Genomic DNA, 24,420 nt, shown 5'->3' with positions numbered 1-24,420 from the left:
ACTCCTGTTATTTATTATTAGTCTGCGTTTGAGCTTCTGGTGGAATAAGATAATCAGGGATCTCTAATCCGATTTCTTTGTAGTAGCGGTAAGCCCCTAAATGTAATGGTACAGAAACACCTTTTAATGCATTTTCTGTGGTGATGTACTTGGCTGCGCTGTGAACTTGGTGAACCTCTGGAAGGTTCTCAAACATAGTTTTTGTCAACTCATAAACCAGATCATTATCAATGCTGGTTGTGGTCATTAAGATATTAGGTTGAGCAATCGTATTGACCATTTCAGTTTGACGAGGGTAGGTGTTGGCGGGGATTTCAAAACGAAACCATGAATTCGCTACATGATTGATATCATCAAGTTGCTTATCCGTGACTTCGAGTAATTTTGCACTGACACCACTTGCGTACATATCAGTTACCGCAGAAGCTGGCACCCCAGCAGGTAATGCACCACCATCAAGGCGGCCATCTCGCATGGCAGAAACGGTATCGCCATATCCAAGATATTCAGGTGTGATATCTTTTTTAGTTAAATTCACGCCTTGAAGAATAATAATCGTGGATTGTTCAGTACCACTGGCTTGAGGACCCACAGAAAAGCTAGTCGCGCGAATATCTTCTAATGTGCCCGTTTTTACTTTGTTATCCATTAAAACAAAGTGCTCAACATTAGGCCATAACATAGAAATTGAACGCAGATCTTTTTCTGGTTTGCCTTCAAAATTACGCACCCCTTCATAAGCCTCTACGGCTAAAAGGCTTTGTAAAATTGAAAGTTGAGCTTCATTTTTCTGCATTAAATAGATATTTTCTATTGATCCCGCTGAAGATTGTCCTGTTACTTGAACACCTCTGTCCTTAAGATGTGTACTCCATACGTTTGCTAAACCCACTCCCATCGGATAATACGTTCCTCCTGTTGAAGCGGTTGCTACAGAGAGAAATTGTTTATTCGCATTCTCTTTTTTGCCGATTACTGCTAATGAGACAACAGCAATAACAGCAACAATACCGATGGCAAGCTTTGTTTTTCTTATTCTCATGATGTTGTTCCTGTACATAAAAACGCAGGTGAATGTTTCACACTAACTTGTATACAACATGACAACTTTTATAGAAAACAAGAAAGTTAAAGAATTGTGAGGTGGCGTAATGAAATTTAAACAAGAAAATAACAATTTGTGATCAACATAGTAATTATGCAATTTTTAATCATAATTATGGTGATAGTCATAAAACACAAAAGAAAATATCAATAACTTGCTAGGGAAACGATAAAATGAGCTAAAAAATAGCCTATTTATCGATAATAAAAAATAAAATGAAAAAAAGAGAAGTTGGTAGAAATTTAAACAATTTTGCGAAAAAAAGTGAAAATAGATGAGTTTGAGAATTAAGAAAATAAGTAAAATTAAGGATTAATCAGTATTCCTATAATGCAATAGAGAGCACTCCTGTTGCAATTAGAATAAACATTGCAGACCACACCAATGCAGAAATAGCGCTAGTGATATAAATACCATAAGCAGGTAATTTTAATAAGCCTGCACTAAAGGGTGTTAAATAACGAAAGACAGCTAAGAATCGAGAAATAAACAAAATATAGTACGTTTTATTTTTTAATAACTGTTGAACTCGATTTATTTTTGATTGATAACGCTTAACCCACAATTTAAGACGAGGAAAACGATAAATTGAACACCCCAATTCATAGCTTAAAATTGAACCTAATAAGGCACCAAAACTGGTTGCTAACCAAAGAAATATCGGGGAGTAAAGTGGTAAACAGGCACCAAAAATAAAGATCAACATCAAAGATGCTGGTGGCAAAAATGAAGAAATACCGATGGTCGATTTTCCAGCCGTGATTAAGATAATAGATAAGAATAGGGTAATAGGAGATAAGTGACTCAATGAGTCTAATACCATGTGAAAGATTTCCATTTAATTATCTCCAGCAGCAAAATAAATGATAATAATAGAAATAAGTCTTAAGATTATTATGAGCTAATATTATAATTTTTATTTATTCTTAATTAACATTTTAGCCCATTCAACAGGGCTGTTTTTTATTGGTAATTTTAATTTCTGACTTAATGAGTATAACGTAGGTGCGGGTATATCTGAAAGGGATTGCAACGTTGAGCTCATTAATACATTTTCAGGAGCGCCATCAGCAATTAATTTTCCTGATGATAAATGGATAACTCGCTGAAAATGACGTGCCGTAAAATCAAGATCATGGCTAATCGCAAGAACAGATGTACCTAATGTTTTTTGTATCTGAAGCCAGTTCTCAAAACATGTTAGCCAATGTGCATCGAAATCGCGAGTCGGCTCATCAAGTAGTAATATTTTGGGGGATAGAATACTCAAACTTGCAACGGCAACCATTCTACGTTGACCTGCGTGTAAATCTAAAGGATGAACATCAGCGACATTGCTTAAACCGCAAAGCATTAATGTTTCATCCAAACGTTTTTTAATCTCTTCTTTAGAAAACTTGCGTTGTTTCAAGCCAAAAGAAACTTCTTTTTCTACGGTGTTATGAAATATTTGTCGTTCAGGCTCTTGGAATAATACACCAATATATTGAGCACGTTGCTGTGCTTTCATTTGAGATAATAACTGATTATTGAGTTTTATCTCACCTTCATTAGGCGTTAACAATCCTGCAATTAAACGTAATAGTGTTGATTTACCCGCACCATTATCACCAACGAGTGTTATCCATTCACCTTGATTTAATGTTAAAGATAATTGAGAAATACACGGTGGAACATCTTCACTCCAACGATAAGTCACTTTATCAAGCTGTAACATAAAACTCCTTAAAAGCCTTAAGTAAGGCCTTATCGTTATTTACAATATTTTTTTTCCAATGATGGTTTTCGACTAACCAATTTAAAGCTAACCATGCATCAGGAGCATTAATTGTTGTAAATAAGAAAGGAAATATATCTTTTAAAGCACCTGCTGCTTTTATTGTTCCTGCTTCTAACAATAAAAATTGTTCACTAAGTGTTATTGCAGGCAATAAATTGCGTTCAAAAATAATCACACTACATGTGTGCTCTTGTGCGTACCGTTTAATGCGTTGCTGTAATTGTTGTGTTGCATTTGGTGTTAAACGACTAAATGCTTCATCAAGCAATAATAATTTAGGGTGCATGGCAAGAGCGCTTGCAATGACTACACGCTGCGCTTCTCCGCCTGACAGTGTAGAAGGGTGGCGGAAACGAAGGCTGTCACATTGCGTTAATATCATTGCTTCTTTTACGCGAAATCGAACTTCATTATCACTTAACCCCAAATTTTCAGGGCCAAAAGCAATCTCTTGCTCTACTGTAAAAGCACAACCTGAAAGTTGTAATTGAGGAGATTGTTGAACGAGTTGTCTACCGGGGGCTAGTGATACTAATCGGCTTTTATCCAGAGCAATATTTTGTACAATTCCCAAGCCTTGCACTGAGCCTGTTAATAAATCGGGATGCCAACCTGCTAGTAGTTGGGCAAGAAGGCTTTTTCCACTGCCATTTCCTCCCAAAACAACAAGCCATTCTCCTTGCTTTAATTGTAGATCAATAGGGCCAATAATAGGTTGCTCATCGTCTTTAGGAGTAAAACTAAATTGCTGAAGATTTATTACCATAGCCAAATAGCTCCTTCAACAAAGATAAGCAGTAAAATAAAATAGCGTAACATCTCTTGTAGTGGTGTATCGACAGGGGGAGAAAGCGTGGTACGTTTTGCAATAATACGAAATCCTCGCATATCTAATGCAGCGCTACGAATCGTTAAATCACTTAATACATGGCTAATAAGTGGCAAGACAATAGCAGGCAATGTTATTAGACGTTGCCAGAATGAACCATCAAGAGGTACACCTCGTGCTAATTGTGCTTCTCTTATATTGTGTAACTGTTGGCGTAATTGTTCTACAAGTAACAAAGGCCCTGCTAATAAATAGGAAAGACTCATAGGTAGACGGCTAGCAAATAAGGCCCTAATAAATTGTTCGGTTGAAGTGTACTGCAACCACAATTGAGCACCGCTTATTATTGCTAATAATCTTAGCCATAGCGTTATTGCCATAGCTTGTTTACTGGTATCTAAAATGCCACCTGTTAACCAATAAGCAAACCAACCGCTATGAACTAACCATAGGCCTATCGCCATAGGGATCATCAACCATGCAATAAGGCGCCAACGCCAGCGAGAGGCTTTCCAGAGTAATAAGCTAATAAAAGTACCACTGCTAATTATCAGCAGTGGTAAGCTTAATGATAAAAACAGCACACTGGCACTTAGCCAAAGCCATAATGCCAATGAGGTAAAGGGGTGCATTATTAGCGAACCTTAGCCATTGCAGGGAAGTTGCGTTGTGTTTTTTGTGGTAATTGACGTACTAATAACCAAGCAATAATCGCTGATAATATTTTATCGGCGAGATTTGCACCTAAAACAGTAATTGCAACAGATTCAATAAGCCCTTCACCAACCGCATGAAAATAAGCGACAAAGAAATCTGCGCCACTGCCTGTGGCACCACCAAATAAATAAGTCCGAATTGGAACAGCGACAACCATTAACGCTAAAGTAATAATAATACCTGAGCCAATAACTCGAGTTAATGAACGAAAACCACCAGCACGCGCTAATAAACCTGCACTTAATCCTATCATCATGGCAACAGGTGCAAATGCAGCAGCCATTGGGCCACTAATTAATCCCCATAACAGGTTGGTTAATAATCCAGTAAATAATGCAACCCATGGACCACCTAATAAGGCACAGATAAGCGTGCCGATGGAGTCTAAAAAGATAGGAAGTTTGACCATTGAGGTGATTTGACCACCGATCATATTTATTGCAATAGAAACAACAATGAGCACAAGAGTACGGCTCGAAATTAGAGGAGTTGTAGACATAGTTTAAAAACCTTTACAAAGGATAGTGACTATTGGTTTTATTATTCTGCATCAATAACGCTCTTTTTATAAAAAGGCTATTTACGCGGTGTGATGACCAACTCCTCATAACCAGAGTGTTCACAAGGCTGACGGCTAAAAGTCACTTGCTCTAACTCACCAATAACGAGTTCTAGCGTTGTGCGCACTGTACAACCTGGCATCATATGTCCACCACACATTAATCCATTTTCATCTGAAACCGCTAAATGCAAATGTTCACCTTGGTCATCTAATGTTCCAATTAGTGAAACAATTTCAAATTTACCCGTAAGATAGCGATTTTCTTCACGTCCTGCAAAGCGTAATACCACATCTGTTAAACTGCCCACACAACCTGCAATAAATGCCGATTTCAGGTTTTGTTCTTTAATCATCTGTCGTAATGCCATAATCACATCTTCATTAGGGAGAAGGCGAAGTGGAATAAATCGAGAATTGGAATAAAGTAATGAGGTGTGTGGCATGGTGATTATCCTAATAACTGAATGTCTATATTTAATTTATTATGGTTATTGTAAGCACTAAAATGACCGTTTCAGATAAGATAAGACTTAGTTTATTTTTATTATCTACTTTCATTTTTATGCACAAAACTCGCATAATGTATTATTAATAAAAAAAACGAAAGAGGAAATAGATAATAACTTTTTATTAACAATGAAATTGTTTTGTATCAAAAGAATAAAATATGGAAAAACAAAGGAGGGCATAAGGATGAAAGGAGAATGTTCATCCTTATTTTTCTAAATAGGGCGTTTAAGTAAGATAACTAAATAATCAAATTATAATCAATATGTTCCATTAATTTAGCGTTATCACTATAATCGACAGGAATAGCAAGAACAGCAGGGCCATCAACAGCCATTGCTTCATGTAAAACGCTACGTAATTGAGAAGCACATTCAACAGAAAACCCTTTAGCTCCGAAGGATTCCGCGTAACGTTTAAAATCAATTGCGCCAAATTTCACGCCAGAATAACGACCATATTTTTCCTTTTCTTGCATTTCGACCATATTATAAGCGTTATCCACCCAGATAATATGTAGGATATTTGTATTTAAACGAACCGCAGTTTCTAATTCCATTGAAGATTGCATAAAGCCACCATCACCAGAAACAGAAATAATTTTGTCAGAAGGACGAACAAAAGAGGCACCAATTCCCCACGGCAATGCAACACCCATAGTTTGTTGACCATTAGAAATCAGCATTTGTCTTGCTCTAAAACTATAAAGATAACGAGCTAACCAGATATGAAAACTCCCCATATCAATACACAGTGTTACATCGTTATCAATAATATCTTGCATCTCATGAATAATGGTTAAAGGGTGAATAGGACTACCTTGCCTAAAATAACTATTTTGTTGCAGCGTTTCTCTTTGCTGGCGAATTTTTTCTAAAACCTGACGAGTGTTATTTGAGAGTGTAATTTGAGATGTGGATTGTTTAGCGAAACGCTGAGTTAAATTATCGAGAGTTAATTTGATATTGCCGGTTAATTCTAAATCAGGGCAATAAGCTAGATCTATTTCAGCTGGAATTTCATCAATATGAATAATATTGGCATTATTGTGATTCCATAATGAAGGTTCATATTCGATTGGACTATAACCTAACGTAATGACTAAATCAGCATGGGAAAGTAATTCATCGCCTGGCTGATTATTAAATAAACCTATGCGACCAGCAAATAAAGGAAAATGGCGTTGAGCGATAGCGCCTGCTGATTGATAAGTTCCCACAATTGGGAGAGGGCAAATATCGAGTAGTTTTTGCAGTGATAATGCATTATCAGGATAACTCGCCTGCAAACCTAATAAAATGACAGGGTTTTTTGCCATTAATAATAAGGTAACCGCTTCTTTTATTGCATCATTGTTTGCTCCACCCAGATTAGATTTAGATTTAGGCTCTAATATTGGGCTATCAACAGCATTATTTAAAATGTCCATTGGAAATGTTAAGAAAGCAGAGCCAGGTCTTCCTGATTCTGCATGACGAAACGCATTGACCATTGTTTCAGAGATTGATTTTGAGGAATCAATTTCAGCACAAAATTTAGTGATAGGATTAAACATGGTAACTGTATCCATACTCTGATGAACCAGTTTTAATCTATCCGCCGATTTTACTGAACCGCCTAATGCGACTAACGGATCACCTTCAGAAGTTGCCGTTGCAATGCCTGTTGCAAGATTAGAACATCCTGGCCCAGATGTAGCGATAGCGACTCCCGCTTTACCCGTTAAGCGTCCGACTGCCGTAGCCATAAATGCCGCATTCGCTTCATGACGAACAACCACAGTTTCAATATTTGAATCAACAAGCGAATCGAATACACGATCGATTTTTGCACCTGGAATACCAAATACTTGTTTGATGCCATGTTGCTCTAATTGTTTGACGACTAAATCTGCACCACATTTCCAATGATGAGTGTTCATATAACCTTCTTTGAGTTTGCAAGTGAATAAAATACAAGCGGGTAATAAAGCTAAGAGGCTTCTAGATTAATTTTCAGCTTTTTCTATTGCCTGATGCAGATTGTCTGGCATTAAGTTAGCTTGCAGAAACGTAGCTTGGCAGGGTAAGTCGATGGTAAGGCGAGAAATAACACCGATTTTTAAGGTGCCATATTTTAAATAGTAATCAAGAACATGACCACCACCTTGACGTTGTTGATTAATATAATGTTCATGAAATCCAGCAACATTCATGCCTTGCGTAAATTGTGGTGAACGAAAACCTGCAATAATACCGGTTTCGTTATGAAACGTGAAAATAGGTTGATTTTTTATTGCCTCTAACATGGGAAGGTAAGGAGGCTCTTGGCGAGGAACAGTACGTGTTTTGACTAATTCAAATTCGCCTTCAATTTTAATTGCACAAAAAAGATTATCGGAAGGAACATACTGATTGATTGTATTATGTATTTCTTGTTGTGAGGCGCCGTAAGAAAACGAATGTTCAATATCAGAATTAAAAAAGGTCATCACAGCAAAAGGGGATTTTTGAGAGTCTAATGCCTTACGGGCACTGCCATCAGAACGTAATTGGAAAACGTTGTTATCAAAAGCAACTAATTCACCATCAAGTTGATTAAAGGTGCCCAAACCAAAATCACCCTGTTTTAATAAATCAGCAATAGTAACATCACTATCATAAACGCCGGCAATTAAGCTGCTCATTAATGAATTCTGATAAATAGTACATTCGGGATGATTATTAATATAATTATTTAGATTGGTTACTATCTCTTGGCTACATTGACAACTACTATTTTTATTATGGGCTATATCGCTATTATCTCGCATATTATGGCTTAAATTATAATTCATAATGCAACTGATCCTTATTTGATAAAGATGGTCATTAATTGACTATCAATTTAATTATTAGTCTCGTGAATAAAAAATTCAAATGTTTTTATTGTTATTAAAATATTAATGATAATTTACTATTTTTTAGATGTGTGTGGTGATTATTTTATAAAGTTATTTGAATGGTTTTTTTTAAGTTATTTGAATGGTGGTTACTTTATTAAAGTAGAAATCATAAATGCTTGTTATCGTCACTTACGATACATAGTTAATTATATAGGCTACTATTATGAATATAGTTTTTACATATCTAAAGGCTCATTTAGCTAAGGATACTACAGCCGCTGTTGATCTGGCAGATTATAATCCTTCTTATAATAATTTATCTTTTGCAAGAAAGATATTGGATATAAAATTAACAACTGCTAAGTGTAATTTCCGTTATAAAAATAAAGGACGTGAACTTAATGAAATTAAAGTAATTAAATATAGAAAACTGATTAAAAAAATAGACACCATTAGTCAAAGAAAAACATATTTCGATAAAGATCTCAGGAATGAAGGTTTTGAGATTTTAAATAAACTTAATTATTTGAAAATTAAAACAAATAATGATTTTTCAAATTCTAATATTTCCAATGTTGATTTAAGTGGTATATTTTTGGATGGCTCAAAATTTATAAAGAGTGATTTGAGCGGAACTAAAATCCATATAAATGATGCTAATTTTTCGAATGCCAAGCTTGATGGTGCGGAAATAAAATTTAAAAATATAAAATATATGGATAAAGTTTTGGTAAATGAAAAACTAATCGATGATCCAGCTAAGAAAAAAATACTTAATACTCTCAGAAGTATTGATGATAAATATTCCGATGTTAAAATAGAACTCGTCAAGCAATTAATCAGTGAAGTGCATTTTTGGGATAATAATTATGTAAATTTACAACATATTGACTCATTTCTAGATTACATTTTTTCAAAAGAATATTATTTGGAAGATAAAGAGATTAGAGATTCTGTTAAATCTTTGCTTGATCAATTAACTCTAACTAATAATAATGAAAAACATATAGCACTACAGCACGTATCGTTATATCTGGATATTATTTCCAAGTTTTTTAATGATCAAGAACAGGATGATTTCCTATTGAAAAATAATAAAAAATTTATTAATTTAATGGCAGTCGCTCTTTATCATAAAGAATTAGATATTCAAGAAAAATCTAGAACTTTATATGATAAATATCTTAAATTAGAAAGGGTAAGATCCTTTTATGAAAAGCATAAAACTGTTAATGATGAAAAGGTTGATTGGGATAATAAAGACGCTAATAATATAATTATTATTAATGAAAATAAAACGATGGTGACAAGCTATAACGAATTAAATAAAATGCTATTTGCCGACCTTAAAAAAGCTGATACACAGTGGAATTCATTTTATCTTTATAACGATAAAATATTGCAGAAGGTTAACGAAAGCAATCTTTATGTTTTATTTAATAAAGATTTTAAGATCTTTAAAGAGAATTATAATGATTTTGCTCTGAGTGAGAAATTTAAGAAACTAGCATCTAATTTTGATAGTTACGCTGAAGGATTCAATTCTGCTTTCATTGGTAATCATATTCAGGTTAATGACAAATTAATTGTTCGTGATCAGAAAGAGCAAACTAAAATATATTTGGTTTTAAAAGAATTAATAGATATCCCAGAAACCAATATTTCAATGACATCACTCAAAAATAAACATTATCAACAAATATGTGACATTTTTGAATTGAACGGGTTAAAGGATAAAGAAAAGTCTAAATACTTACTGTGCCTTGCAATTATATTTGTTAAATATGCATCTAACGATGTATTTGGCTTGGGAAATAAGTCACCTCAAGTATTGAAACTTTATGCTTATGCATTAATAGATAAAGCTAATAAATTAAATGCAAAATTAATGGGCGATGATTATTATGATTTTATGTCTGATTTAGTGGGAAGCGGTAAAGAGACCACTGAAACAACTGGTCTTTATTTCCGAATGAGTGCATATGGAAAAATGCGCTGTGCTTCTATTTTTAATAAGATGATACCACCACAGTGGAGATAATACTTATTTAATGCAAAAGCATAAAAAACCCCAAAAGCTGGAGATCAACTTTTGGGGCTTAATTAAGAAAATGTATTTTTTGTAATAACGAGAATTACACGTTAAACAAGAAGTTCATCACATCGCCGTCTTGAACAATATACTCTTTACCTTCTGCACGCATTTTACCCGCTTCTTTTGCACCTTGCTCACCACCGTAAGTGATAAAATCGTTATAAGCGATAGTTTGAGCGCGAATAAAGCCTTTTTCAAAGTCAGTGTGGATTTTACCTGCGGCTTGTGGCGCAGTTGCACCTACTGGTATTGTCCATGCACGTACTTCTTTAACGCCCGCAGTGAAGTAAGTTTGTAAGTTCAGTAATGCGTAACCCGCACGGATAACACGGTTTAAACCGGGCTCTTCGATGCCTAAATCTTGCATAAATTCTTCACGCTCAGCATCTTCTAATTCAGCAATGTCTGCTTCAATCGCAGCACAAACAGGAACAACCACAGAGCCTTCTGCTTCTGCGATTTTGCGAACGGTTTCAAGGTAAGGGTTATTTTCAAAACCATCTTCATTAACGTTTGCAATATACATTGTTGGTTTTAACGTTAAGAAGCTTAAATAACGAATAGTCGCTTTTTCTTCTTCAGTTAAATCTAAAGCACGTAACATGCCCGCGTTTTCTAAATGCGGTAAGCATTTTTCTAACACTTCCATTTCTGCTTTAGCAATTTTATCGCCACCTTTCGCTTTTTTCTGATTACGGTGCATTGCACGTTCACAGGTATCTAAGTCAGAAAGGGCAAGTTCAGTATTGATAGTTTCGATATCTTCAGCAGGATCAACTTTGCCCGCAACGTGAATGATATTGTCGTTTTCAAAACAACGAACCACATGGCCAATCGCTTCAGTTTCACGAATATTAGTTAGGAATTGGTTACCTAAACCTTCGCCTTTAGATGCGCCTTTTACTAAACCCGCAATATCAACGAATTCCATTGTTGTAGGTAAAATACGCTGTGGCTTAACAATTTCAGCTAATTTATCTAAGCGAGGATCAGGCATTGGAACAACACCTGTGTTTGGCTCAATAGTACAGAATGGGAAGTTGGCTGCCTCAATACCTGCCTTAGTTAAGGCATTAAACAGTGTAGATTTCCCTACGTTAGGCAGACCGACGATACCACATTTAAATCCCATAAACGTTCACCTTGTCACATAAAAACAACAGGAGGGAGTGTTCCTGTTGTGTGCTGTTAAAAAAAATTTGGCGCTATTATAGAGCAAATCCCCGATTGATTAAATCATCAGGGATTAATCGCGCAAAAGAAGAGGGTGATTTACCCACTTAATAACTTGAAAGTAATTGAGTTTGCTTACTAATGCTGATTAAGCTTTAAAACTATGTAAGCGGTTTATGGCTTTTTCATAGCCGTCACGCATGAGAATCTCTGTGCATGAAAGTGCTTCATCAATAGCGTCATCAATTAATTTTTGTTCACTCATGGGTGGTTTGCCTAATACAAAACCAACCACTTTATTTTTATCACCAGGGTGACCAATACCAATGCGTAAACGATAGAAGTTCGGATTATTAGCAAACTTACTTTGAATATCTTTTAATCCGTTATGACCGCCATTGCCACCACCTAGCTTCATTTTGACAACACCGGGTGGTAAATCGAGTTCATCATGTGCAACTAAAATTTCATCAAGCTCAATGCGATAGAAATTTGCCATTGCTTGTACCGCTTTACCACTTAAATTCATAAAAGTGGTAGGCACTAATAATCGAACATCATTACCATTCAAATTAATACGCGCAGTGTAACCAAAGAATTTACTCTCTTCTTTTAGAGATTGTTGATGGCGTTGAGCCAATAAATCAACATACCAAGCACCCGCATTATGACGAGTCTGGGCATAATCTGTACCGGGGTTTGCTAACCCGACGATAAGTTTAATTTTACTCACAATAGCCTTTCACTGTTATCGTCTTAAAAGAAAGCCCATAGTTTACCTGTCTAAGCTCAGAAGCACAAAATAGATTACATAGAATGTTTTTTGAAATGATAAGCAGAGGAAATGTTAATTTTTTGATTTAACAAAAAGAGCGAAAATAACAAAATCGGCGCTGTTTTATTCTTTTGAAAGAAAAAAACACATTTTTTGTTAAGAATTGTCAATAAATTTCGGAGCGATGTGATCCCTTCGACAATAACTTCTTAGTATTTATGGCTATAATAACTACAAAGAATAAAAGGTTATTCGATGTATTTTGTTGTTGAATCGTCTGACGACGCGCTTGGAGGTGCAACATGAAATATAAACATGCATTTGCAGTTGGTAATTTATGTATGGCTACGGGGATGGTTGTGATGCTCGGTAGTCTTGGTTATACGCTTCTTAGCCATATTTTCCCATTAGGGCTCCCTGAATTTCTAGCGGATATCTCTTTAATGGGGATCTTTATTGGTGCTCTAGTTTGGTTAGCTGGCGCCCGTATTGGTGGTAGAGAAACAATAGCAGAAAGATATTGGTGGTTACGTAACCATGATGAACGTTATCGTCGTCATGACAATCACCGTTATCCATAATGTTATTATCACAAATGAATATCAGAATAGATAAAAATAACAAGAAATTAAAAACTGATGTTAAGTGAATAATAGTTGTCATTATGCGTTGTAATACACACCTATAGACCCGTTTAATGATAACGGGTTTTTTGTTGCCTAAAATTCTCTTAATCTAGAAAAAAACATCAAAAAACCCGCTATAACAAATGCTATAGCGGGTTTAGTTATCTCAAATTGCAATGAATGTTATAACAAATTAATGTTCAAACATCGCAGAGATTGACTCTTCATTGCTAATGCGACGAATTGCTTCAGCCAGCATGCCAGAAAGGGTCAATGAGCGGACTTTATTTAATGCTTTGATTTCTGCTGATAACGGAATTGTATCGCAGACAACCACTTCATCAATAACAGAGCTTTTGATGTTCTCAACAGCATTACCAGAGAAGATTGGGTGAGTCGCGTAAGCAAATACACGTTTAGCACCACGTTCTTTCAGCGCTTCAGCTGCTTTACACAATGTACCGCCTGTGTCGATCATATCGTCAACAAGGATACAGTCGCGGTTAGCAACGTCACCAATAATGTGCATAACTTGAGAAACGTTAGCGCGAGGGCGACGTTTATCAATGATAGCCATATCAGTGTCATTCAGAAGTTTAGCGATAGCACGAGCGCGAACAACACCGCCAATATCTGGAGAAACAACAATAGGGTTGTCCAAATCTTTTTGAAGCATATCTTCTAAAAGAATTGGGCTGCCGAAGACATTGTCAACCGGTACATCAAAGAACCCTTGGATTTGTTCTGCGTGTAAGTCACAGGTTAAAACACGATCTACGCCTACACTAGATAAGAAATCCGCAACAACTTTTGCCGTAATAGGAACACGGGCTGAACGAACACGGCGATCCTGACGGGCATAACCGAAGTAAGGAATAACAGCAGTGATACGACCAGCGGAAGCTCGACGTAATGCGTCAACCATGACCACTAATTCCATTAAATTATCATTAGTAGGTGCGCAGGTTGATTGAATGATAAATACATCACCACCACGTACGTTTTCGTTGATTTGCACACTGACTTCACCGTCGCTAAAACGACCTACAGCCGCGTCTCCTAGGCTAGTGTAGAGTCGGTTGGCAACACGTTGAGCCAGTTCCGGGGTTGCGTTACCAGCAAAAAGCTTCATATCGGGCACGAGAAAAACCTCAGGCTTGCGTCCAGAGAGAGATATTGTTGACCTGTAAAGAACGTGTTTATGAACATAGGGTTTGTAAACATCATCTTACGGGTGCAATAACACAGGTATCCTTGAGCGGAATAAATGCAGAGGAGAAATGTTGACGCCTTGCGCTACAAATCCATGCACCCACTCAGGGGCGTTAATTAACACTTCACTGGCGGCAACTTGTGAGTCGAACTCGCCGAACACACAGGCACCTGTCCCAGTTAAGCGTGACGGTGCATATTCTAACAGCCACGAAAGCAGATATTCAACCTCACGAAAACGTTTTCTTGCGATCATTTCACAGTCATTTGCAAACGGAGCCTTTAATAATGCGCCAAGAGAGCGAATAGGAGAATTACGTTTTAATTCTGGATCTGTGAAGATTGTCGGTGTTGGGATGGAAATTCCGGGATGTGCGACTAAATACCATTGCTCTTTTGGCTCTGCGGGGGTCAAAATTTCACCAACGCCTTCGGCGAACGCTGCATGACCTTTTACAAAAACAGGGACGTCTGCACCTAAACTAACGCCTAATTCAGCTAACGTTTCATCACTTAAACCGGCGTGCCAATGGTAATTAAGTGCAATTAAGGTGGTTGCCGCGTTAGAGGAGCCTCCACCTAAACCACCTCCCATAGGCAGTTTTTTATCAACACTGATATCTGCACCGTGATACTGCAAAGAAATATTATGTTGTTGACAATAATCACGCAGTAATTTAGCGGCTTTAATAATTAAATTATCTTTATCTTCTACGCCATCAATCGGCGTCAAGATAGTTAACTGGGTATCATCACGAGGTGTAATGGTTAATGTATCGCCATAATCTAAAAACTGAAATAACGTTTGCAGATTGTGATAACCATCAGGGCGTTTTCCCGTAATGTAGAGAAAAAGATTTAATTTGGCAGGAGAAGGCCAACTTAGTGTCATTGCTGTATATCCCAGTTATCCATTTTTAATTTGATAGTGCGTTCACCTTGTTTTAGCTCAAGGCGTTGTGGCAGGTTGGGTGTGGTACTTGAATCATAAGCTTGGTAAGTCACAATCCAATCGCCTTCAGGTGCAGGTAATGTGACAGATTTTAATAAATGATTAGCATCTAACTCGAAATCAGTTGCATCACCTGGTAAACCGACAAGCCAAGCACGCAGATTTTTCAGTGGAATAACCATTCCTGTAAGTTGGTAGATCATTTCAGCAGGGTTATCGCTATAATATTTTTTGCCTTTATTATCAGTAACTTCAATTACACCAGGCATAACATTTAAATCGAGTTCTGTTGTACCTAAAGGATTGGTTAACAATAAGCGATAACGCTCATCCGCTTTGTCTTGCCAATAGAATCGGGCATAGGTTTTATTGGTATCTTCAATATAGGCAAAAGCGCCTCGGGTTTCGTATTGTGAAATTTTCTTTAATGCTTGTTGGCGAGCTTGCCATTGCACATCATTATCAGATGCCGAACCTTGAGTCTTTATCTGATTTAGATTACAGGCACTCAGCAACAACGCCGTTAGCGGGATAAGGCGCAGGAGTTGTTTGGTTGAAAAAAAGCGTGAACGCATAGCTGAGACATTCCTTTAATTCGTTATTAGTTAAAAAAAAGAGTATCATAAACCTTATGATATAACGATATTTCGTTAAATTGTGTATAGAAATCTCCTATCACTCAAGTAAGCTCTTTTATTGAATCTGTTCATCAAGTAGAATGTCGGAAATGAAGAGTCCATACTAAATGCGCTGTTTTAGGTTTACACTAAGTCAAGTCGCGAGGCGGTATTTATTCATAACTCGATATAGTTGATATGACGTTATTAGCATTAGGTATTAATCATAAAACAGCCCCCGTTGCTTTACGCGAGAAAGTCTCTTTTTCTCCCGATACCATGGGTGATGCCTTAAATAACCTCTTACAGCAACCCGCTGTTAGAGGCGGTGTTGTGCTGTCTACTTGTAACCGTACTGAGCTCTATCTTAGTATGGAAGACAAAGAAAATAGTCATGAACAGCTTATTCGCTGGTTATGTCAATATCACCAAATAGAGCCAAATGAACTGAAAAGCAGTGTTTATTGGCATCAAGATAATCAAGCTGTCAGCCATTTAATGCGAGTGGCAAGTGGCTTAGATTCTCTAGTATTAGGTGAACCTCAAATATTAGGGCAAGTTAAAAAAGCCTTTGCCGATTCTCAAAGCTATCACTCGCTCTCTTCAGAGCTGGAACGTTTGTTTCAGAAATCTTTTTCAGTTGCGAAAAGAGTGAGAACAGAGACACAAATCGGTGCCAATGCGGTTTCTGTCGCTTTTGCAGCTTGTACGCTAGCGCGTCAAATCTTTGAATCGTTATCTTCTTTGACTATTTTGTTAGTAGGCGCTGGCGAGACAATAGAGTTAGTCGCTCGTCATCTGCGTGAACATCAAGTCAAAAAAATCATCATTGCGAATCGAACAAAAGAGCGTGCTCAACGTTTAGCTAATGAAGTTGATGCCGAAGTGATTACATTATCAGAGATTGATGAATGTCTTTCACAAGCGGATATTGTCATTAGTTCTACGGCAAGCCCATTACCCATTATTGGTAAAGGAATGGTTGAAAGGGCGCTTAAAAAACGTCGTAATCAGCCAATGTTGCTGGTGGATATTGCAGTTCCTCGTGATATTGAACAAGATGTTGAAAAGCTAAATAACGTTTATCTTTATAGCGTTGATGATTTAGAAGCGATTATTCAACATAACCGAGAACAACGCCAAGCAGCAGCAATTCAAGCAGAACATATTGTCCAGCAAGAAAGTGGGCAATTTATGGATTGGCTACGGGCACAAGGTGCCGTGGGTGCGATTCGAGAATATCGAGACAGCGCTGAAATGTTACGTGCAGAAATGACAGAAAAAGCTATCACATTGATACAAAACGGAGCGGATGCAGAAAAAGTTATCCAACAGCTCTCTCATCAATTGATGAATCGCCTTATTCACACACCAACAAAATCTCTTCAACAGGCTGCCAGTGATGGTGATATTGAACGCCTGAATCTATTACGTGAAAGTTTGGGTATTACCCATAATTAACTTTGTCTAACAGGATCTTAATCTACGAATGAAGCCTTCTATTGTCGCTAAGTTGGAAGCTCTACAAGAGCGTTATGAAGAAATTCAGGCACTTCTGTCAGAAGCTGATGTTATTGCCTCTCAGGAGCGTTTTCGTGCGCTTTCAAAAGAATACTCTCAATTAACTGACGTCACGGCTTGTTTTAGCCAATGGCGACAAGTGCAAGACGACATCGAAGCAGCAGAAATGATGCTTGATGATCCTGAAATGAAAGAGATGGCACAAGAAGAGCTGAAAGAAGCGCGAGCATTAAATGATGATTTAGAACAACAGTTACAAGTACTGTTGTTACCTAAAGATCCTGATGATGAATTTAACTGTTTCCTTGAAATTCGTGCAGGAACAGGCGGCGATGAAGCTGCATTATTTGCGGGTGATTTATTCCGTATGTATAGCCGTTATGCAGAATCACGTCGCTGGCGTATTGAAGTCATGAATGCTAACGAAGGTGAGCATGGTGGCTATAAAGAAGTTATTGCAAAAGTCGTGGGTGATGGCGCTTATGGTGTATTGAAATTTGAATCAGGCGGTCACCGTGTTCAACGTGTACCAGAAACAGAATCTCAAGGCCGTATTCATACTTCTGCTTGTACGGTTGCCGTATTAGCTGAAGTGCCAGAAGCTGAATTACCTGAAATCAGTCCAAGTGACTTACGTATAGATACATTCCGTTCTTCAGGGGCGGGTGGTCAGCACGTTAACACCACTGATTCTGCTATCCGTATTACGCATATTCCAACAGGAATTGTGGTGGAATGTCAGGATGAACGTTCACAGCACAAAAATAAAGCTAAAGCGATGTCTGTATTAGGTGCACGTATTCGTGCGGCTGAAATGCAAAAACGCCAAGAAGCAGAAGCTTCTGAACGTCGTAACTTATTGGGTTCTGGTGACCGTTCTGACCGAATCAGAACGTACAACTTCCCGCAAGGTCGTGTAACTGATCACCGTATCAACCTCACATTTTATCGCTTAGATGAAGTGATGGAAGGAAAGTTAGATCCATTAATTCAGCCTATCGTGACCGAATATCAAGCGGATCAGCTTTCTGCACTTTCTGAGTTGAATTAATGAATTATGAACAATGGTTGCGTGAAGCAGCCTTGCAATTAATTGAAAGTGACAGCCCTAAACGCGATGCTGAGATTTTACTTGGGTACGTAACACAACGTACCCGTACTTATTTAATTGCCTTTAATGAAACGGTACTTTCGTCAGACGAGTTAGCGCAATTGTCACAATTACTTGCTCGACGCATTAAAGGTGAGCCCATCGCGTATTTAGTGGGTGAAAGAGAGTTTTGGTCATTGCCGTTAAAAGTGTCACCCGCAACATTAATCCCCCGCCCTGATACCGAATGTCTTGTTGAAAAAGCGTTAGAAAAACTCCCATTGGAACCAACAAAAATTCTTGATTTAGGAACAGGAACAGGTGCTATTGCGCTCGCAATGGCATCTGAGCGCCCAGATTGTCATATTATTGGTGTGGATTTTCAAACTGAAGCCGTGGCATTAGCACAAGAGAATGCGACCAATTTAGCATTAACCAACACAGAATTTATGGAAAGTTGTTGGTTTAGTTCACTCTCTGGGTATCAATTTGGTATGATAATCAGTAATCCTCCTTACATAGATGAAAATGATGAGCATATTCATCAAGGGGATGTTCGTTTTGAACCTTTAACTGCATTAGTTGCTGGCAAAAATGGGTTTGCTGATATCGAAATTATCATTGAAACTGCTCGACAGTTTTTAACTGATAATGGATGGGTATTACTGGAACACGGTTGGCAACAAGGCGAAGGTGTACGCAATATTTTTATTGATAAGGGTTACTGCTGTGTGGAAACTTTCCGTGATTATGGCGGTAATGAGCGAGTGACAGTAGGTCGTTGGAATTATGATAGAAACCATAGCTGATTACGAATTTAATAAAGCCCCTTTAGTTAAGGGCATGATCCTTATCTCTCAGGCTATTCGACCTGATTTTCCAACCACTTCTGTTGGTTATCAACTGGAGCAGTTAGTTGAACAAGCAGAAGCTGAAATTCCTCAACAAGGAAATACTAAAGAGCAGATAGAAGCACTGCTAAAACTGTTTTATAAGCAGTGGCACTTTAGTGGTGCAAGTGGCAAATATTGCCTTTCTGATACTTTATGGTTAGATAAAGTATTAGCGACTCATGTAGGCTCTCCTGTTTCACTGGGTTCGATTCTTATTTATATCGCACAAGCGTTAAATTTACCGTTAGTACCAGTTATCTTTCCTACACAACTTATTATCAGAATAGATATTCCTAATGAACAACCGCTATTTTTAAACCCAATAAATGGTGAATATCTATCGCAACATACCTTAGAAGTTTGGTTAAAAGGGAATGTAGGTAGCTCTTCTGTACTATTAGAGGCAGATTTAGAAGAATCAGAATATAGTTCTATTATTCGTAAACTTTTGGATACATTGAAAGTTTCTTTAATGGAAGAAAAGAATATGGAGCAAGCATTAAAAGCCAGTGAAACGGTATTAATGTTTGATCCTGAAGATCCTTACGAAATACGTGATCGCGGACTTATTTTTGCTCAGTTAGAGTGCAACCATGTGGCAATATCTGACCTAAACTATTTTGTTGAGCAATGCCCTGAAGATCCTATTTCAGAGATGATCAAAATCCAAATTCATTCGATAGAACAAAATCCTATTGTTCTCCATTAAAAATTTAAGAAACGTACTTAATTAACACAGTACATTACAAACAGTATAGGGATAAATATGCAACATAAAGTGGTGAATATTGGTGATATCAAGGTAGCAAACGACCTGCCATTTGTGCTTTTTGGTGGCATGAATGTATTAGAATCGCGCGATTTAGCCATGCGTATTTGTGAGCATTACGTCACTGTCACTCAAAAACTGAATATTCCTTATGTATTCAAAGCCTCTTTTGATAAAGCAAACCGTTCTTCAATCCACTCTTACCGTGGTCCGGGCTTAGAAGAAGGGATGAAAATTTTCCAAGAGTTAAAAGAAACTTTTGGCGTTAAAATTATTACTGACGTTCATGAAGCTGCACAAGCTCAGCCTGTATCAGAAGTTGTCGATGTTATTCAATTACCTGCATTTTTAGCTCGTCAAACTGATCTTGTTGAAGCGATGGCAAAAACGGGTGCTGTGATCAACGTGAAAAAACCTCAGTTTGTAAGCCCTGGTCAAATGGGAAATATCGTCGATAAATTTAAAGAAGGCGGCAACGACCAAGTTATTCTATGTGATCGCGGCAGTAACTTTGGCTACGATAACTTAGTAGTTGATATGTTAGGTTTCCACGTTATGATGCAGGCTTCTCAAGGCGCACCCGTTATTTTTGACGTAACACATTCACTGCAATGCCGTGACCCATTTGGTGCAGCATCAGGTGGACGCCGTGCACAAGTTGCAGAACTAGCTCGTGCAGGTATGGCGGTTGGTCTTGCAGGTCTATTCCTTGAAGCTCATCCAGATCCAGATAATGCTCGTTGTGATGGCCCATCAGCGTTACCACTGGCTAAATTAGAGCCTTTCCTAGCGCAAATTAAAGCGATTGATGAAGTGGTAAAAAGTTTCCCAGAGCTAGATACCAGCAAATAAAATGCATTATGCAACTTCATACGGTTGTTAATATGTTCGGCGCTGATCTTCAGCGCCGTTATCACGAAAAAATTCATAAAATCACCCTTCATGGCGGTTTCAACTGTCCTAATCGAGATGGCACATTGGGGCGAGGTGGCTGTACTTTTTGTAATGTCTCTTCTTTTGCTGATGAGCAAACGCAATATCACTCCATTGAAGAACAAATTGCATTACAAGCTAAAAATATTAACCGCGCACACCGTTATCTTGCTTATTTTCAAGCCTATACCAGTACTTATGCCGAAGTAGAATACTTACGTACCTTATATGAAACCGCATTATTACAAGCAGATATGGTGGGGTTATGTGTGGGAACTCGACCAGATTGTGTTCCTGTTAGCGTATTAGATTTATTACAAGGTTATCGTGATAAAGGCTATGAAGTATGGTTAGAACTCGGTTTACAAACGGCTCATGATAAAACATTAAAGCATATTAATCGTGGACATGATTTTCAATGTTATCAAGCGACGACTCGCGAAGCTCGCCGTCGTGGTTTAAAAGTATGCACACATCTTATTGTTGGACTGCCACGAGAAGATCATCTGCTTAATATGCAAACATTAGAGCGTGTGGTTGAGACAGGTACTGATGGGCTTAAATTGCATCCTTTACATATTGTCGAAGGCAGTACGATAGCTAAAGCGTGGAAAGCGGGGCGAATAAACGCATTAACACAAGAACAATATGTTTATACCGCGGGTGAGATGATCCGCCATACTCCTCCTGAGATTATTTATCACCGCGTATGTGCCAGTGCCAGAAAACCCACTTTATTAGCCCCAGAGTGGTGTGAAAACCATTGGTTGGGTATGAATGCACTTTATCAAGATTTATTAAAAAAAGGTGTGCAAGGAAGTGGAATAGGTAAAGCATTTATTCCTTATTAAGTGAATTACTCATAATTAAAAACGCCCTTAATCTTTATTTAATATTGATTAAAGGCGTTAATTTTTTATCTTAAAAATATAAACAACTACTGAATTAATTCCAGATCATCCAATGCTTTTTGCAATGAAGGATAAAAATTCAGTGTACCTTCAATTGGCGTGACTCTTGCTCTAGCCAGTGTCTTTAATGGCTGGAAAGGTATATCACACACAATCACATGGGTATCGTGTTTTACATCAGTAACGAAATGCTGGAACGCATGTAATCCCCCTGCATCTAATACAGGAACAGCATCCCATTGCATAATAACGGTTTTATAACCTTTACTACGTTCACGTAACTCATTAAAGATACGTTCAGCGGCGGCAAAGAATAATGGACCATTAACACGCACAACTAATAACTGCTTATCATCATCAGTATAAGGGGATTCAGTTATTTTGGTCATATTGGCAATACGACGCATAAATAACAGTGACGCCAACACAATACCGATAGTAATTGCAATCACCATGTCAAAGAGAACGGTGAGCGATAAGCATAATACTAAGACAATAATATCGTCTTTAGGGGCATGTCGAATAAGATCAATAACTTTACGTGCTTCGCTCATATTCCATGCAACAATTAACAGCAATGCTGACATTGCGGCTAAAGGTAAATAAGAAAGAAAAGGAGCTAATACAAGTAAAGTTAGCAACACCAACAACGAGTGAACAATAGCAGAAACTGGCGATGTTGCGCCCGCACGCACGTTAGCTGCTGAACGAGCAATAGCGGCAGTCGCTGTAATACCACCAAAGAAAGGTGCGACAATATTACCAATCCCTTGTCCCACTAATTCACCATTAGAGTGATGTTTTTTGCCTGTCATGCCATCAAGTACAACCGCACATAATAACGATTCAATTGCACCTAACATTGCCATTGAAAAGGCTGCGGGTAATAAAGCAGAGACAGTGCTCCAATTTAATTCAAGTGATGAACCTGAGCTTGGTAAATTCCAAGGTAAAACAAATTGGGGCAAAATAGGTGGAATACCTTGCCCTGTTGTACCATTAGGAAGCATATAGCTAAATTGCGAGCCAATTGTTGCAACGTCATGACCGAACATATTCACAATACCCATTACCGCAGTACCTGCGATTAAAGCAGGTAGGTGCCCAGGTAAACGTAAATTCAGCTTAGGCCAATAAATTAAAACAAACAGAGTTGTCAGACCAATAAGCGTATCACCAATATGAATAGTCGGTAATGCAGAGCCTAAAGCAATAACTTTATCTATATAGGTTTCTGGCACATGTGCTAATTCAAGACCAAAAAAGTCTTTTACTTGCATCGTGGCAATTGTAATAGCAATCCCTGAGGTAAATCCAAGTGTTACAGAAACAGGAATATACTCGATAAGCTTACCAAAACGAGCTAATCCCATAACCACTAAGATCACGCCAGACATAAGCGTAGCAATCAATAAGCCACTTAAACCAAATTGTTGTGATACAGGATAAAGGATCACAACAAATGCGGCAGTAGGGCCTGAAACGCTGTATCGTGAGCCACCAGAAACAGCAATAACTATACCGGCAATAGCTGCGGTATAAAGACCGTATTGCGGAGGAACACCGCTACCAATTGCCAGAGCCATGGCTAAAGGTATCGCGATAATTCCGACGGTGATCCCTGCAATAATATCTTTTAATAAACGCGCAAAAGAGTAAGGCTCTTTTACACATGCATCAATAAATGCACTAAAGGGGCGAACCCGGTTAACTTTATGAGTTTTCATTTAGGATTAAACCAAAATAAGAAGTCAGATGCCGAATAACGGCGATAAGGAAAAGAGAGGATATCGCTTTTATTCGCTGATAATAATGTGATACATCAAATTATTAATGCATATCTTAAAGCTTAGTAGAAATAAAATCAATTAAACTAATAAGTTAACATAAATAGATAATGTAATGTATCTTATTGTATTTATTCTGTTGCTTGCTTGAAAATAAAGTTTAAATTTATTTTAAAACTATAAAAAGCGTTTTATTTTAGAATAAATGTCGTTTATAGATAGAATAATAAAAACCTTTTTATGTCATAAAAATCGGATAGACATAAATAACAACTAGATAAGTTGTTTTGATTCATTAAAATTAATTATTAGAGATTATTAAGTGATAAGGAATTATTAAATAAAACGATTAAGCAAAAAAGTAAAATAAAAAATGCTTTGTATACTAACCATAATCTAATCAAAAAAAGAAGAGTGATGGATATAAATAACTCAGTGAAGAAAAACGAGACTAAAAGTGTATGTTTTTAGAACAAAAAAATAGAGCCTAGCTAAAAAACTAGGCTCTATCTTAGAATATGGCGGTGAGAGAGGGATTCGAACCCTCGATACGTTGCCGTATACACACTTTCCAGGCGTGCTCCTTCAGCCTCTCGGACATCTCACCGTATTGTTTGTTGGATATGTACTTAACATCTCTCAACGGGGCGCTACTATAGGGAAAAGGAGCATAAGCGTCAACAGCTAAATGCATTTTTCCTTT

General features: G+C 37.5%; 23 protein-coding genes and 1 tRNA gene. 8 read left to right on the top strand and 16 right to left on the bottom strand.

The annotated features are described in order from the left end of the window. Window positions 1-7: 7 nt before the first annotated feature. The 9 genes from ACNARN_RS02265 to budA form a co-directional block, all read right to left on the bottom strand. Window positions 8-1,042, bottom strand: a complete 1,035-nt coding sequence (locus ACNARN_RS02265; protein WP_109372195.1) for a TAXI family TRAP transporter solute-binding subunit — start codon at window positions 1,040-1,042, stop codon at window positions 8-10. Window positions 1,043-1,430: 388 nt separating this feature from the next. Then, window positions 1,431-1,943, bottom strand: a complete 513-nt coding sequence (locus ACNARN_RS02260; protein WP_349443093.1) for a DedA family protein — start codon at window positions 1,941-1,943, stop codon at window positions 1,431-1,433. Window positions 1,944-2,021: 78 nt separating this feature from the next. Further along, on the bottom strand, window positions 2,022-2,822 hold the full coding sequence (locus ACNARN_RS02255; RefSeq protein ID WP_416304086.1) for an energy-coupling factor ABC transporter ATP-binding protein: 801 nt from the start codon (window positions 2,820-2,822) through the stop codon (window positions 2,022-2,024). Further along, window positions 2,809-3,651, bottom strand: a complete 843-nt coding sequence (locus ACNARN_RS02250) for an energy-coupling factor ABC transporter ATP-binding protein (RefSeq protein WP_198619965.1) — start codon at window positions 3,649-3,651, stop codon at window positions 2,809-2,811. The genes ACNARN_RS02255 and ACNARN_RS02250 overlap by 14 nt, the downstream gene beginning before the upstream one ends. After that, window positions 3,645-4,346, bottom strand: a complete 702-nt coding sequence (locus tag ACNARN_RS02245) for an energy-coupling factor transporter transmembrane component T (protein ID WP_198619966.1) — start codon at window positions 4,344-4,346, stop codon at window positions 3,645-3,647. Before ACNARN_RS02245 ends, ACNARN_RS02250 begins: the two co-directional genes overlap by 7 nt. A 2-nt stretch (window positions 4,347-4,348) precedes the next feature. Beyond that, a complete protein-coding gene (locus ACNARN_RS02240) occupies window positions 4,349-4,930 on the bottom strand; it encodes an ECF transporter S component (RefSeq protein WP_349443094.1) in 582 nt (193 codons plus the stop codon). A gap of 77 nt (window positions 4,931-5,007) precedes the next feature. Beyond that, entirely contained in the window at window positions 5,008-5,436 is a 429-nt protein-coding gene (locus tag ACNARN_RS02235; protein ID WP_198619967.1) for a PPC domain-containing DNA-binding protein, read from the bottom strand. A gap of 305 nt (window positions 5,437-5,741) precedes the next feature. Then, window positions 5,742-7,421: an acetolactate synthase AlsS gene (gene alsS, locus ACNARN_RS02230; protein ID WP_416304085.1), complete on the bottom strand. Its 1,680-nt coding sequence runs from the start codon at window positions 7,419-7,421 to the stop codon at window positions 5,742-5,744. A gap of 66 nt (window positions 7,422-7,487) precedes the next feature. Next, the gene (budA, locus tag ACNARN_RS02225) at window positions 7,488-8,315 is read right to left on the bottom strand and encodes an acetolactate decarboxylase (RefSeq protein WP_198632177.1); all 828 of its coding nucleotides are present in this window, start codon (window positions 8,313-8,315) and stop codon (window positions 7,488-7,490) included. A 271-nt stretch (window positions 8,316-8,586) separates the two neighbouring features. On the opposite strand from budA, the gene ACNARN_RS02220 reads away from it, so the two are divergent. Next, a complete protein-coding gene (locus ACNARN_RS02220; RefSeq protein WP_416304084.1) occupies window positions 8,587-10,404 on the top strand; it encodes a pentapeptide repeat-containing protein in 1,818 nt (605 codons plus the stop codon). Between the two features lie 94 nt (window positions 10,405-10,498). Here ACNARN_RS02220 and ychF read toward each other — a convergent pair whose 3' ends face one another. After that, the gene (gene ychF / locus ACNARN_RS02215) at window positions 10,499-11,590 is read right to left on the bottom strand and encodes a redox-regulated ATPase YchF (RefSeq protein ID WP_023582042.1); all 1,092 of its coding nucleotides are present in this window, start codon (window positions 11,588-11,590) and stop codon (window positions 10,499-10,501) included. A 189-nt stretch (window positions 11,591-11,779) separates the two neighbouring features. Beyond that, entirely contained in the window at window positions 11,780-12,364 is a 585-nt protein-coding gene (gene pth, locus ACNARN_RS02210) for an aminoacyl-tRNA hydrolase (RefSeq protein WP_416304083.1), read from the bottom strand. A 344-nt stretch (window positions 12,365-12,708) separates the two neighbouring features. Here pth and ychH point away from each other — a divergent pair, with 344 nt between their 5' ends. Beyond that, window positions 12,709-12,987: a stress-induced protein YchH gene (gene ychH, locus ACNARN_RS02205; protein WP_072068239.1), complete on the top strand. Its 279-nt coding sequence runs from the start codon at window positions 12,709-12,711 to the stop codon at window positions 12,985-12,987. Between the two features lie 238 nt (window positions 12,988-13,225). Here the strand turns inward: ychH and prs are convergent, their stop codons facing one another. From prs to lolB, 3 genes are all read right to left on the bottom strand, one after another. Then, window positions 13,226-14,173, bottom strand: a complete 948-nt coding sequence (prs, locus tag ACNARN_RS02200; RefSeq protein ID WP_036912921.1) for a ribose-phosphate diphosphokinase — start codon at window positions 14,171-14,173, stop codon at window positions 13,226-13,228. Window positions 14,174-14,260: 87 nt separating this feature from the next. Further along, the gene (gene ispE / locus ACNARN_RS02195; RefSeq protein WP_198619973.1) at window positions 14,261-15,136 is read right to left on the bottom strand and encodes a 4-(cytidine 5'-diphospho)-2-C-methyl-D-erythritol kinase; all 876 of its coding nucleotides are present in this window, start codon (window positions 15,134-15,136) and stop codon (window positions 14,261-14,263) included. Further along, a complete protein-coding gene (lolB, locus tag ACNARN_RS02190; protein WP_109372209.1) occupies window positions 15,133-15,771 on the bottom strand; it encodes a lipoprotein insertase outer membrane protein LolB in 639 nt (212 codons plus the stop codon). The genes ispE and lolB overlap by 4 nt, the downstream gene beginning before the upstream one ends. Before the next feature lie 240 nt (window positions 15,772-16,011). Between lolB and hemA the strand changes: the two genes are divergently transcribed. Genes hemA through ACNARN_RS02160 form a run of 6 tightly spaced genes read left to right on the top strand, consistent with a single transcriptional unit; the run spans window position 16,012 to window position 21,870 of the window. Beyond that, entirely contained in the window at window positions 16,012-17,274 is a 1,263-nt protein-coding gene (hemA, locus tag ACNARN_RS02185; RefSeq protein WP_109372210.1) for a glutamyl-tRNA reductase, read from the top strand. Window positions 17,275-17,302: 28 nt separating this feature from the next. Then, entirely contained in the window at window positions 17,303-18,385 is a 1,083-nt protein-coding gene (gene prfA, locus ACNARN_RS02180) for a peptide chain release factor 1 (RefSeq protein WP_109372211.1), read from the top strand. After that, window positions 18,385-19,233: a peptide chain release factor N(5)-glutamine methyltransferase gene (gene prmC / locus ACNARN_RS02175; RefSeq protein ID WP_198625681.1), complete on the top strand. Its 849-nt coding sequence runs from the start codon at window positions 18,385-18,387 to the stop codon at window positions 19,231-19,233. The genes prfA and prmC overlap by 1 nt, the downstream gene beginning before the upstream one ends. Continuing rightward, window positions 19,217-20,026 carry an invasion regulator SirB1 gene (gene sirB1 / locus ACNARN_RS02170; RefSeq protein WP_198625761.1) on the top strand — a complete coding sequence of 270 codons (810 nt, stop codon included), beginning with the start codon at window positions 19,217-19,219 and terminating at the stop codon, window positions 20,024-20,026. The genes prmC and sirB1 overlap by 17 nt, the downstream gene beginning before the upstream one ends. Window positions 20,027-20,083: 57 nt before the next feature. Continuing rightward, window positions 20,084-20,938 carry a 3-deoxy-8-phosphooctulonate synthase gene (kdsA, locus tag ACNARN_RS02165; protein ID WP_109372214.1) on the top strand — a complete coding sequence of 285 codons (855 nt, stop codon included), beginning with the start codon at window positions 20,084-20,086 and terminating at the stop codon, window positions 20,936-20,938. Window positions 20,939-20,946: 8 nt separating this feature from the next. Beyond that, window positions 20,947-21,870: a TIGR01212 family radical SAM protein gene (locus ACNARN_RS02160; RefSeq protein WP_368887766.1), complete on the top strand. Its 924-nt coding sequence runs from the start codon at window positions 20,947-20,949 to the stop codon at window positions 21,868-21,870. Window positions 21,871-21,956: 86 nt separating this feature from the next. On the opposite strand, the gene dauA is transcribed toward ACNARN_RS02160, so the two are convergent. Beyond that, window positions 21,957-23,657: a C4-dicarboxylic acid transporter DauA gene (dauA, locus tag ACNARN_RS02155; protein ID WP_196532601.1), complete on the bottom strand. Its 1,701-nt coding sequence runs from the start codon at window positions 23,655-23,657 to the stop codon at window positions 21,957-21,959. A gap of 579 nt (window positions 23,658-24,236) precedes the next feature. Beyond that, window positions 24,237-24,324 (bottom strand) — tRNA-Ser (locus tag ACNARN_RS02150). Window positions 24,325-24,420 lie beyond the last annotated feature (96 nt).

The sequence above is a fragment of the Proteus sp. TSJ240517 genome, assembly GCF_047921575.1.
Taxonomy (GTDB): Bacteria; Pseudomonadota; Gammaproteobacteria; order Enterobacterales; family Enterobacteriaceae; genus Proteus.
This window is presented reverse-complemented; position numbering and strand designations above follow the sequence as displayed.